Below are 13012 nucleotides of genomic sequence, written 5' to 3'. Positions count from 1 at the left end.
GTATAACAGTGAAACGAGGGGGAGTGAAGTAGCGTGCCTGGAGTTCTTTATGCATCGAAGAATGAGTTAAGTGAGACGATTCGACGCACCTATGTATTGTTTGAGGGTGAATTCAATGACATCCATAACAGCGACAAAGATAAGCGGGTTGAAGGTGTGGATAAGACCCCTGCCCAGATGATCGCCTACCAGCTGGGATGGATGAACCTGGTGATGGATTGGGAGCGAAGCGAAAAATTGGGACATGAAAGTCATATGCCGGCACTAGGATACAAATGGAACCAATTGGGGCCGTTAAATGAATCATTTTACGAAAAGTATTCAAGTTATACGCTGGAGGAGCTGCGCTCTTTGTTATGGGAGACAGAACAACAATGGCAAAACTGGATTGACTCCCTGAGTGAAGAGGAGTTATTTGAACAAGGGATGAGACAGTGGACGGGTACAAAGCCCGGGTGGGCTATGGTGAAGTGGATCCAGATTAATTCGGTAGCTCCGTTTAAATCCTTTCGGACCCGAATACGTAAATGGAAAAAAGGTCAGTTAGCCAACATGGATGTGAGGAGTGGAGATATCTAATGAATCTGGCAAATAAAATCACGTTGGCTAGAATCGCGTTGATTCCATTGTTTATGATCTGTTTTCTCAATCAGCAAAGCGTGATCATTGCATTAATTATATTTGCAGTAGCGGCAGGTACGGATAAATTGGATGGATATGTGGCGAGAAAATTTAATCAGATCACGAATCTGGGAAAGCTGCTTGATCCACTGGCGGATAAACTGTTGATTGCGGTAGCGTTGGTCATGATGGTTCAGGAGAATATGATCAGTTCATGGATTGCTGTAATCATTATTGGACGTGAAATTGTCATTACAGCATTACGAATGGTAGCAACAGAGCATGGCATTGCCCTTGCAGCTGATCGGTATGGCAAGATCAAAATGGTGCTTCAGGTGGCAGCCATCATTGCGATTTTGTTGAACAATGTTCCGTTTAGTTTGCTGACTGATATCAGGGTGGACTTGGCGTTACTATGGGGGGCAGCGGGCGTTACTCTGTTATCGGGGATGAATTATATTATCGTAAATTATAAACTACTGAGATAAAAGGAGTGTAGGAGATGTTTAAAGGGAATATAACTCCAAGTACTGCGGAGGAATCGGAATATGTTCGCCAACAATTAGTTGCATACAATGCGGCCCATGTGAGCGATGAACTGAAGAATCGGTATGAGGAATTGAATTTAAATATCAAAAATGAGGCTGGCGAAATTGTCGCAGGAGTACTCAGTACACTTTGCTGGAACTGGGTGGAACTTGATATTCTCTGGGTAGATTCTGATCAGCGGCATCGGGGCTACGGCTCCCAATTGTTACATGAGGTCGAACGTCTTGCGCGTGAGAAGGACTGTGATTTTGTCATGTTGAATACGTTCTCTTACCAGGCACCAGAATTCTACAAGAAGCACGGATACCAATTGATCACAACGATAGAGAATGCACCAAGAGGGCATCATCACTACTATTTCAAGAAGGACCTCACTTAAGATAGAATAATAGAACACCAATTAGATAGAACGTCAGGGGGAGAGGTTATGGTTACGATCAAAGCCATTGAACTACAGGATTTGTCGGCTTTAAGCAAACTGTATCATGAGTTAATCGGAACGCCTTCGAACGAGCAGCAGATGCAGAAGATGTTTGATTACATACAGCAGAATGGTCATTATCATGTTCTGGGTGCATTTTACAATGGCGAACTGATCGGGTCCGTTATGGGGATTGAATGTATGGATCTGGTAGGCCAATGCAAACCGTTCATGATTGTGGAGAATGTCATTGTATCGGATCAGGTGCGCAGACAGGGGATTGGTCAGAAGCTTATGCTCCAGATTGAGCGGATTGCGAAAGATCTCGGGTGTGAATACATGATTCTGGTGTCTGGCGATCAGCGTAAGGAAGCGCATATTTTCTATGAGAAGCTGGGTTTCAAGGATGAGAAGGTTCAGGGTTACCGAAAACACTTTAACTAAAAGACGGATAAAAGAGAGAGACAGTGGCGCTCTCGCTTTGTAGTCTTACTTATTCTGGAGCAATGGTTATACATATATGCTATATGAAATTACGGTATTCGTATGGAAAAAGTTAAGGTCTTTAAATATCATCTTCCTCATGTACAATGCGCTGAAAAACCGTTTCAAATCTGGGAAATATGTTGATGATGTAAGAGGGTAGCTTTGGAAGATCTTCAAAGCTTCGTTTTTTTGTGCCTAAGAATGGTATATATAATATAGTGAATTTATTGTTGAAAGGAGATGGAAGGTTAGGGTTGTCACGCTAGAAAAAAATAATAAGCTAAAAATATAGCTGAAAACAAAATGAAGTTGGCTGTTTAGTGGAAGGTTTATGGAAAGACATTGACAACATGAGATTTCTCCAAATTTCCCTATGGAAATTGAATAAGTGTGTCCGGCTTATGTACATACTGAGAGAACGATAGCGTGGAAAAATGGAGGGGCATCTATGGTATTTATAATTTCAATTATTATTGTTGCATTATTTGCTTTATGGGGAGCTGTTGCTCCTGATCAGCTAGCTAATATTGCCAACCTGGCCTATGACTTTTCAATTCGAAATTTTGGTTGGTTCTATTTATTGGTTACGTTGTTTCTATTGGTGTTTGCTTTCTATCTGGCGTTCAGCCGTTTCGGAAGCATCCGGTTGGGTGACGATGACGACGAGCCGGAATATTCCACTCTTTCCTGGTTATCCATGCTGTTCAGCGCAGGGATGGGGATTGGACTTGTATTCTGGGGAGTAGCGGAGCCGCTTTCTCACTATCTAACACCACCTGAGAATGCTATAGGAGGAACGACGCAATCAGCGAGACTGGCTATGCAGTATTCCTTTTTTCACTGGGGACTGCATCCATGGGCGATTTATGCAGTAGTCGCGCTTGTGCTTGCTTACTTTCAGTTCCGCAAAGGATACAAAGGTTTGATCAGCTCGACGTTTATCCCGCTTCTGGGGGAGCGCGTAGTAAATGGATGGATTGGCAAAACGATCGACATTCTGACCGTCATTGCCACGGTCTTTGGTGTTGCGACTTCGCTTGGTCTCGGTGCGCTTCAAATTAATGGCGGATTGAGTCACCTGTTCGGAGTACCGAACAACGCGGTGGCGCAGGTTATTATCATCGGAATTGCGACCGTTTTGTTCTTGATCTCTGCGAGCACAGGCTTAAATAAAGGAATCCAAATTCTAAGTAACACCAACTTGGTTATTGCTGTCTTGCTCCTCTTGTTTGTTTTAGTTATGGGGCCGACTCCCTTTATTTTTGAGATCTTTACGACAAGCTTGGGGAACTACATGCAAAATGTTATTAACATGAGTTTACATCTGACTCCTTTCTCACAAGGAACCTGGACAGGCATATGGACGCTTTTCTACTGGGCATGGTGGATTGCGTGGGCGCCATTCGTAGGTACGTTTATCGCTCGGGTATCCAAAGGTCGGACAATTAAAGAGTTTATTATTTATGTGTTGCTCATTCCGACCGCTTTCGGGTTCCTCTGGTTCTCTGTCTTCGGTGGAACGGGACTTCATATGGAACTGTTCGGAACGACCAATTTGGCTGAATCCGTTAAGGAAGATACAACGAGTGCCTTGTTCATCATGTTGGAGAGCCTCCCACTGGGAGCGTTAATTGCGTTTATCGCCACGATGTTGATTATGACGTTCTTCATTACATCGGCGGACTCTGCGACATTCGTACTTGGCATGCTAACTTCAGACGGTGCAATGAATCCAAGCACCAAAGTGAAAATTACTTGGGGAATCATGCAGTCAACCATTGCGGTCGTATTGCTGCTTAGCGGTGGATTAGACGGGCTTCAGACAGCCTCGATTGTGGCGGCCTTGCCATTCGCAGTTGTCCTAATGGGGATGTGCTTCTCGCTACTCAAAGCCTTGCAGTGGGAAGATAAGGAACGTCGGAAAAAGGAGAAGCGTCAACGTCAGAAACTCAAACAGCTTATTGAGGCGGAAGATTTCTGAACTTATTGCCATGAATGCTGATAGGCATCTTGTTTAAACTGAATATCGCGTTTAGAAAAAAGATCGCTACTTTGAATATGGGGGCCAACCCTAGGAATTCAAATGCGATCTTTTTTTATTTCTGATAGGGCTGAAAATAGAATTGGTTCTTGCGGTTTCGTTCAGGCGGGAACAAATCTTGGCCAAATATTTATGGGATTAGCCCTCTGTAGCTGGCTTATGCTCTCCATATAAGGATTTCGTGTTTCAGAGTCATCGTTTTGATAGAATGGATTAAATTATACTAGTTGAAAAGAGTACATAGGAGGTTAACTCAATGATGCAGATCGTAGATAACATTAAAGTCTGGGGGGAGCCGCTGGAGAACGCCGTAAGTCAGGCGGTGACTTGCTCGCAATATGGAGATGTACTGGGTGTGGCTCTGATGGCCGACCATCACAAAGGCTACTCACAGCCCATCGGTGGTGTTGTCGCTTACCGGAATATGATCAGTCCGTCAGGTGTCGGATACGATATTGCCTGTGGCAACAAGGCTGTGCGCACGAATCTGATGTGGGCCGATATTCGGGATCAGATTGCAACGATCATGGATGACATCAATTCGACCATTTCTTTCGGCGTAGGCCGCAATAATCCAACACCGGTGGATCATGAATTGTTTGATGATGCGAGCTGGAAGCTGTTGGATACCATTGAACCGGGATTACAGCATAAGCTGAAGACACTCGCACGCAATCAGCTTGGAACTGTAGGCAGTGGCAATCATTTTGTGGATATTTTTGTAGAAGAGGCAACGGGAAAGGTATGGATCGCGAATCATTTTGGCAGTCGCGGGTTCGGTCACAAAGTGGCGAGTGGATTCCTTAACCTCGCTGCAGGGCGTGAGTTCAGTGGTAAAGCTCCCGGCGAATCGATGGATCAGCCGCCTACGCTGTTTGACCTAAATAGCGAAATGGGTGATATGTATTGGGACGCAATGACTTTGGCGGGCCGGTATGCCTATGCAGGGCGTGACTATGTCATTGAACAGGTGCTTGGAATTCTCGGGGCAAGTGCTGAATATGCCGTTCATAATCATCACAACTTTGCCTGGAAAGAACAGCACATGGGTGAAGAGGTAGTCGTGGTTCGCAAAGGCGCAACGCCGTTGGCGCCCGGGCAGCTTGGTTTTGTCGGAGGAAGCATGGGAGATATTTCGGTAATTGTGGAGGGGATCCACAGCGAAGAGAATACCGAATCATTCCGCAGCACTGTGCACGGAGCAGGGCGTACGATGAGCAGAACCCAGGCGGCTGGTAAAATGAACTACAAACTTCGTACACGCATGGGCGGTGAGATTAGCGAAGCACAGATGCATGAAGCAATTCGTGCCTATGGCGTTGAGCTCCGGGGAGCGGGCACGGACGAAAGTCCGTTTGTGTACAAGAAACTGCAAGACGTACTGAACGCGCATGCGAATACGCTGAAAATCAACCATGTGCTGCGCCCGGTAGGTGTTGCCATGGCCGGAGGCAATGAATTCGATCCGTATAAGGATTAGTCAGAAAAGAAGGTGAACTTCATGAGAAATTGTGCGATATATAGCTCTCAGTTTGACCTGGATCAATTGTTTGAAGTGGTTCAATCCATTTATCCAGAGGATACCATTGAGCGTAAGGAAGACAAGACTCATATTCAAGTGACTCAGAAGAAATGGTTTAGTAAGAAATCAAAGGGCTTCAATATCATGACCAGTCAGACACATCCTGAGGAATTTACGACAATGATTCAGGGGATGCTTGGTTTTTTGAGTCAGATAGAAGGGCGCAATGCTGCGCTCCAGGAAAAGGTACTGATCAAGTGTTCCACACTGAACATGGTGATTGGTATTGAGACGGAAGAGGATATCTCAGAAGAATTCTTTGGCGAGTTATTGCGTTTGGCTGATGCGCTGGATGCCGTCATCTTCTGGGGAGGTGGGGCTCTGCTCAATGCACAAGGTCAGCTATTGCTGGATGTGAATGGAGAATCTGAGGTGGAGGATTACACGGTGACAGCGCACACCAGTTTTCTTGACGACTCCAGATCCCAATCGGAGTCTGCAATTCAACGTAAAACGCGATCAGAACAACGCTTAACCGAACAGGGGGTTCCATTTAATGCGAACTTGCCGGCAAGATCCGGGGACGAGCACACGACGATTCGAAGTGAAGCGGAAGTCGCGCGCCGGGCGGTTTCGTTGTGTCTTGCTGCGCTTAAAGGAGAGTGTCTGGGTGCTGGCGAAAGTGCGGAAGATACCGCAGCGCTGGTTCAGGAAGTGATTGACAAGTATGAGGCTGAATCCTTTTTCTCACCCGTAGAGAAGAGGTTTATCGACCAGCACGGAGCAGAGCAGCAGGAGATCATTGCCTTCTCCTGGGGATATGAGGCGTACCACGTGATGTTATGGGCGCTTGGTTATGTGAAGGAACTGGGCGCACCAACGGAGTTGTGTAACGTAGGGAAGGATGTCGGTTATTTGCAGCAGAAGGACAGCTTTATGGACTTTCTCGCGGATGCATCCCTGCGTAGCAAGAGTGAGATTCTGGATGAAGCAGATCTGATCTATCGTTATAACTGGGTGTGTGTGGATAGTCGAGTGAATGACAGAACACCTCCCGTTGGACTGAATGGCGGAGTGGCTTATGAACGTCACCGTGCATTGAACTGGCTGATCTGTTACCTGGATCAGGACTGGGATGATGTGCGCACGGATACGTAGAACGGCCCAACATAAAATAATGCAAGCCAAATACCCCTCAAAGCCGCACAATTACGGTTAAAGGGGTATTATGCTTGCTGTTCTGTGTGGTCATAAGTGTTATTCCGTATATAATTCACTATGTATACTCACATATATACCACCATGTATGCTACCTTATTAGCCGCTATGCCTGCTGAACTGTTCACGAATAATAACGTCAGCAAGAATCAGCTTTTTCTCTACGCTGCTCTCCGGGTTCGCAATGCGCCATAACATCTGATCCACTGCACGTGAGCCCAGCAATTCCTTGTTCACATTGACTGTGGCCAGTAAGGGAATATTGTCGTATAGATTATCAAATCCGGTGACAACACACTGATCGGGTACACGAATGCCCATACTCTCAAGCGCTTCTATGGTGTATAGCCCATAGAAATCATTCGCACATACAAACACTTCAGGCAGGTTATCCTCATGGATCACCGAAGTGAACGTCTGGCGGAACTCATCCAATGCCTGATTACTTAGCTCAGGAATCTGATGTATTTCCATTCCGTGGCCCATGAGCACAGAAGTATAAGCAATCCAGCGTTCATAGAAGCTATGGGCATCACTGATATTGCCGACGAACTGGAAGGTTTTGAAGCCCTTGCGGAGCAAATAGAGCATGATCTCGCGCATGGATGCAAAGTTATCTGTGAAAATACTGTCACTGTGGAAAACAGGGTCCAGATGATCCACCATCACAACCGGAATACCCAGACGTTTGATTTCAAGCAAAATCGGCGTCGAGATGGAGCCAACGGTAATGATTCCCCGAATAGCATCCGGATTCAATAGTGTGAACAATTGATCTGCTGAAGGTTCCGTCAAGGTCAGGATATTTATACCTTTCTGGTTCAGCTTGGAAGAGATTCCGTTAAAGACAGGTCCCCAGTATACGGATTCTTGATTTTGATAACGAACATTGGGAAACAAAATCAAGATGGTACCACTTGAACGTGTGTTCTTCGGGTCATGTGATTCACTGCTGTGAGACAGTTCACCAGACAACATGCTGTTGTCTTTGAAATATCCAAGTTTGCCGGCGGCCTTGAGAATGACATCCCTCGTCTGATCACTAACTCCCGATTTTCCTGACAAAGCTCGTGACACCGCGAATTTCGACAAACCCGTAAAATGTGCAATTTCCTGAATTGTTACCTTCGTTTTCATCATACCATCCTTACACTCGTAGTTCTGCCGTATTCCTTATTTGGAGCGATATCCAACTGATTCTAGTATAGCATGATGTATTTCTCTTAATCTAATAACGGACAGAGAATTCAAAATGTTGGTGATTCACAGCGCTTTACGATAGTCATCCAACGTGAAGATAAGCACATTTTCAGATAGTATGACGAATGTTGTCTTAAAATTATTATTTTGTTATTTAAATAAAATAACAAACAAGTGGAGTTTAGTGCTGGTTATAACAAGTGTGTACTTAGGAACTGAACTGATGAATAAGCTATAATACAGCTAAAATATAGCTTTGTGAGTATTTTATCAGAACAAATAGAAAATGTTAACAACAAAAATGTTGACGCTTACATTTTGCTGTGTTAAATTTTGTTTGTCAAAAACAAACAAGAAAATAACAAATGGTGGTGGTCGTTTATTTTCGATTGGTTGATGAGCGGGGTTAATGATTTAGGGTGGACCATGATTGGTATACACATTCGGGGAGGTTGTTAAAATCATGATTAGAAGATGGAATGTTCTACCTCTGATGTTATTGGCTGTGATTCTTTTTGTATCCGCTTGCAGTGGTGGGGGGGCAACGCAGACGGGGACCGATGCAGAGGGAACAACGAACTCAGGCAACAGCACCGAAGTCGCTGAAACAGAGAAAAAGGACGTAGCGGAAGAAGCTGTGGCGAATGTGCCTGATCTGGGTGGACGTGTCATCAAGGTTGCGGCCTGGTGGGATCTGAAACCGGCGGGAGAGACGGCCTCGGATAAGGCCAGACTCGATAAAATTGCAGAGGTAGAGAAGAAATACAACGTAAAACTGGAGTTCGTAAACGTGCCCTTCGAAGAGTACATGAACAAATTCACAACGTCTGCGCTCGCTGGCGAACCATTTGCCGACATCGTTCAGATGGAGTATAAATCCGCACTACCTGCCATCCTCAAAGGGCAATTGTTGCCCATCTCCGAATTCACTACACCTGAGAACAACATCAACCAAGAGGCAAACCTGATTGCTAAATTCCCTGCCATTGCAGGTAACGAATACGCCTTCGAATCTCCAACCAGCATCGGTCTGGGACTTCACTATAATCGTGACTTGTTCAAAAAACTGTCATTAGCTGATCCGCAGGAACTGTATAACCAAGGTGAATGGAATTGGGATAAATTCTTGGAACTCGCCAAACAGGCAACCAAAGATACGGATAATGACGGCAAAACAGATGTATACGGATTTTCTGGCTGGGCCCTTGATGTCGTTCGTCATTTTACTGCAGCCAACGGTGGAACCATCGTGGATGATGCAAATAGCAAAGAAGGATTATCCGATCCGAAAACGATTGAAGCTGCCGAATTCGTCAAACGCCTGTATAACGTGGAGAATGTCGTGAAGGTCAAAACCGGCGACAAAACCAACTGGGAGGAAAGCAATACGTTCAAGGATGGAGACGTAGCTCTGTTCACCGCTGCTGAATGGCAGTTGGGCGACCTCACCTTTGCTGTCGGTGTTGTACCGATTCCGAACGGGCCACAGGGTAGCGAAGAGGTAACGTATGCAAACAACGCGGCATCAGCGAAGTTCATTCCGAAAGGTGTGGAGGATCCGAAGATCGTCTACCAAATCTATGAAGAGACCTTCGACATTCCGCAGATTGAAGAGTATCCAGGTCAAGATTATCTGGAGAGTCGTTATACCGATGAGAAGGATATTGCGATCATTCGCGAACACATCGCTGGAACGGGCCGCATTTTACTGGATGATGCTTACACGGGTTACCCATTTGGAGATTACGTGAACGATATCATCAAAAACAACGCTTCCGTGACAGCAACAGCCGAGAAATACAAAGCACAGGCACAAGCTGCAATTGATAAACTCGGCAAGCAATAACAACACTTATCACCAGCAAACGATTCAGGCAGGGGCTCGTGTCGGCAATGTTGCACGTAGCTCCTTTTTCCTGAACCACCAAATCGGCATTGCTGGCATCAGCCTTGATGAGGAGGACTCGTAGGATGGCTGGAATTCTACAACGTAAGAAATGGATATTGTCCACAGTAATCATCGTGGCGGCAGCCTGCATCATTCTATATGTAACTTCCGGCGCTGATGTGAAGAGTGCAAACATTCCACCTGGCAGTCTGCCTGCCATTGAAGTGGATGCAGTCTTGCAGCAGACCCGGCAGAAAAAGGGATACGAACAGTATCGATCCGGAACGGATCAGGCTACACAGCCGAATGTGGACATCACCATTGAAGCAGGAGATTACATAAAAGCCGAAGGTGAAGACGTCCGCAAACTGACTAATTATGAGGGAATGGATGGTGTATCTCTCCATACCGGAGAGACCGGACAAGTCGATTGGACCATTCACGTGCCGGAGACGGGGCTGTATAACCTGTCCGCCATCTATTATCCCGTTGAAGGCAAGAGCTCGGCCATTGAGCGTGCATTGTACATTGATGGTGAACTTCCTTTTGCGGAAGCCGCCTATTTGCAGTTTGACCGGGTGTGGGCCAATGAGAAAGATGTCGTTGAGCAGGATAATCAAGGCAATGATCTTCGTCCGAGACAAGTGGAGCAACCTCGCTGGATGGAAGAAACGTTCCAGGACTCCGACGGGTATGAACAGGCTCCATTCAAGTTTTACCTGGAAAAAGGAGAGCACACGCTAACGCTGAAATCATCGCGTGAACCCATGGTGATTCGGTCCATTCGTCTTTTCAATAAGAAGACAGCTGTTCCTTACGCGGAAACTGCAGGTGCACAACAGTCGGATTCCTCCGGGCAGCCGAAGGATGTACTTATTCGCATTGAAGGAGAAGCCGCGATTGCCAAATCTTCACCTACGTTATACCCGACCAGCGAAAGGTCAAGTTCTGCTGTATCTCCTTACAGCGCTTCCCAGGTACGCATTAATACGATTGGCGGCTTTAACTGGCGTCTGCCAGGACAATGGATTGAATGGGAAGTGGATGTGCCGGAGAGCGGGCTGTATCATATCGGTTTTACCGGACAGCAGAATTTTGTCAAAGGCATCTATTCCACACGCAAGCTCACCATTGATGGTGAAGTTCCGTTTGCAGAGATGGCCAAAGCCCCTTTCCGTTATCAGAGTGACTATCGCATTGACGTCATGGGCGGCAAGGAAGCATACAAGTTTCACTTGGAAAAAGGAAAGCATGTGCTACGGCTGGAGAACAGCCTCGGTGATTTTGCACCCCTTATCCGCAATGTGGAAGACAGTCTGTACAACTTGAACTCCATGTACCGACGAATTTTGATGATTACAGGCACGAAGCCTGATGAATTCCGGGATTACCGGGTGGAGAAACAGATTCCGAACCTGCTGGAAGTGTTCAGCGGGGAAAGTAAACGACTCAAAGACGTAGCCGCACAGCTTCGTCTTCTATCAGGCCAGTCTAGTGATCAGGAAGCGCTGATCAAGACAATGGCGCTGCAACTAGATGAGATGATCGACAAGCCGGATACCATTCCGAGACGGCTTGCGGCATACAAAACCAACACGGGCGGTCTCGGAACTTGGGTGCAGCAGGCACGAGAGCAACCCCTTGAAATCGATGCACTGTACGTCACTTCGATCGACCGTGATATTCCCGGAGCAGGCATGGGACCACTCGCGAAGCTCGGTCATGAAGCAAAGATATTCTATCATTCGTTCTTCATTGATTATAACCAGATCGGCAATGTAGCCACTTCAGAAGATCAACGCACGGTAACGGTCTGGATTGGTAGCGGACGAGACCAGGCGAATACGATGAAGGCGATGATTGACAAGACCTTCACACCAGACAGTGGCATTAACGTGAATCTGAAGCTGGTCAATATGGGAACCTTGCTGCCAGCGACTTTGTCCGGTGAGGGACCCGATGTTGCCATGCAGATCGGTAATGACCTGCCCGTGAACTTTGCGATGCGGAACTCGGCTGTAGATCTGACGCAATTCAGCGACTACAGCACCGTAGAACAGGAGTTCAGGGAAAGTGCAATTGTACCGTATGCCTATGATTCGGGCGTATATGCCCTCCCGGAAACGCAAACCTTTAACATGCTGTTTTATCGTAAAGATGTGCTCGAAGAACTCGGACTTGAAGTGCCTCAGAACTGGGAAGATGTCGAGGCTCTACTCGCGATTCTGAGCAAAAATCACATGGAATTTGGCATGCCGGTTGTGACCCAGGCGAATATGCAGGGTGTCAATATTCCGCCGAACTCGCAGTATGCAACGATGCTGCTACAGAACGGCGGCGCCTTTTATCGTAACGATGACAAGGAATCGGATCTGGATTCCCGGATCGGAATCGAGACCTTTAAGCAGTGGACCGAATTCTATACCGATTACAAGCTGGAGCGGGAATATGATTTTGCCAACCGTTTCCGTACAGGACAGATGCCTATTGGACTAACGGATTACACCATGTACAACCAGCTGTCTGTATTTGCACCGGAGATTCGGGGACTGTGGGGATTCGTTCCTGTCCCAGGAACCGTTCAGGCAGATGGTACCTTAAATCGTGACGTCCCGGGTGGAGGCAGCGCGGTCATGATGCTGGAGAGTGCCAAGGATCAGGACGCGGCGTGGGAGTTCATGAAGTGGTGGACCAGTACGCCGATTCAGGCTGAATTCGGACGGGAGATGGAAGGACTGATGGGTGCGGCTGCCCGTTATCCAACGGCCAACATCAAGGCGCTGGATTCCCTGCCTTGGCCTGCGGAGGATTATGCGAATCTCAAAGCCCAATTCGAAACCGTGAAGGGTATTCCCGAAGTACCTGGTGGTTATTTTACAGGCCGCCATCTGTTCAATGCATTTTACAAAACCGTTGTTGGCCAAGTGGAAGCCAGGGAATCCATCATGGATTATACCCAATATATTCAGGACGAGATTCGCGTCAAGCGTAATGAATTTGGTCTTCCGTAAGCAGAGGGAGGGTTAATCGTGCCACAAATATCACTCCGAGACGGACAAAACAGTC

At 46.6% G+C, this 13012-nt stretch carries 10 protein-coding genes; 9 read left to right on the top strand and 1 reads right to left on the bottom strand.

All coding sequences use genetic code 11. The features are described 5' to 3' along the window. Positions 1-33 precede the first annotated feature (33 nt). The 7 genes from AC4G47_RS22065 (at position 34) to AC4G47_RS22035 (ending at position 6798) form a co-directional block, all read left to right on the top strand. Positions 34-579 (top strand): ClbS/DfsB family four-helix bundle protein, encoded by a 546-nt coding sequence (locus tag AC4G47_RS22065; RefSeq protein WP_491102674.1) that lies wholly within the window; start codon positions 34-36, stop codon positions 577-579. After that, entirely contained in the window at positions 579-1109 is a 531-nt protein-coding gene (gene pgsA / locus AC4G47_RS22060; RefSeq protein ID WP_491102672.1) for a CDP-diacylglycerol--glycerol-3-phosphate 3-phosphatidyltransferase, read from the top strand. Before AC4G47_RS22065 ends, pgsA begins: the two co-directional genes overlap by 1 nt. 14 nt (positions 1110-1123) lie before the next feature. Then, positions 1124-1549 (top strand): GNAT family N-acetyltransferase, encoded by a 426-nt coding sequence (locus AC4G47_RS22055; protein ID WP_491102671.1) that lies wholly within the window; start codon positions 1124-1126, stop codon positions 1547-1549. A 48-nt stretch (positions 1550-1597) separates the two neighbouring features. Next, complete coding sequence (locus AC4G47_RS22050; protein WP_491102670.1) at positions 1598-2035, top strand: GNAT family N-acetyltransferase; 438 nt, start codon at positions 1598-1600, stop codon at positions 2033-2035. A 490-nt stretch (positions 2036-2525) separates the two neighbouring features. Next, positions 2526-4058: a glycine betaine uptake BCCT transporter gene (locus tag AC4G47_RS22045; RefSeq protein WP_458125975.1), complete on the top strand. Its 1533-nt coding sequence runs from the start codon at positions 2526-2528 to the stop codon at positions 4056-4058. Positions 4059-4374: 316 nt separating this feature from the next. Next, positions 4375-5598, top strand: a complete 1224-nt coding sequence (locus AC4G47_RS22040) for an RtcB family protein (RefSeq protein ID WP_491102668.1) — start codon at positions 4375-4377, stop codon at positions 5596-5598. 21 nt (positions 5599-5619) lie between these two features. Further along, a complete protein-coding gene (locus AC4G47_RS22035) occupies positions 5620-6798 on the top strand; it encodes a DUF4272 domain-containing protein (protein ID WP_491102666.1) in 1179 nt (392 codons plus the stop codon). Positions 6799-6957: 159 nt separating this feature from the next. Here AC4G47_RS22035 and AC4G47_RS22030 read toward each other — a convergent pair whose 3' ends face one another. After that, entirely contained in the window at positions 6958-7995 is a 1038-nt protein-coding gene (locus AC4G47_RS22030) for a LacI family DNA-binding transcriptional regulator (RefSeq protein WP_458127198.1), read from the bottom strand. Between the two features lie 526 nt (positions 7996-8521). On the opposite strand from AC4G47_RS22030, the gene AC4G47_RS22025 reads away from it, so the two are divergent. Next, complete coding sequence (locus AC4G47_RS22025; RefSeq protein WP_491102664.1) at positions 8522-9904, top strand: ABC transporter substrate-binding protein; 1383 nt, start codon at positions 8522-8524, stop codon at positions 9902-9904. A gap of 125 nt (positions 9905-10029) precedes the next feature. After that, positions 10030-12957, top strand: a complete 2928-nt coding sequence (locus AC4G47_RS22020; RefSeq protein ID WP_491102663.1) for an extracellular solute-binding protein — start codon at positions 10030-10032, stop codon at positions 12955-12957. The last annotated feature ends 55 nt before the right edge of the window (positions 12958-13012 follow it).

The organism is Paenibacillus sp. Negev47, assembly GCF_058313655.1.
Note: the sequence above shows the minus strand (reverse complement) of the source record. Positions and strands in the feature narration are given on the sequence as shown.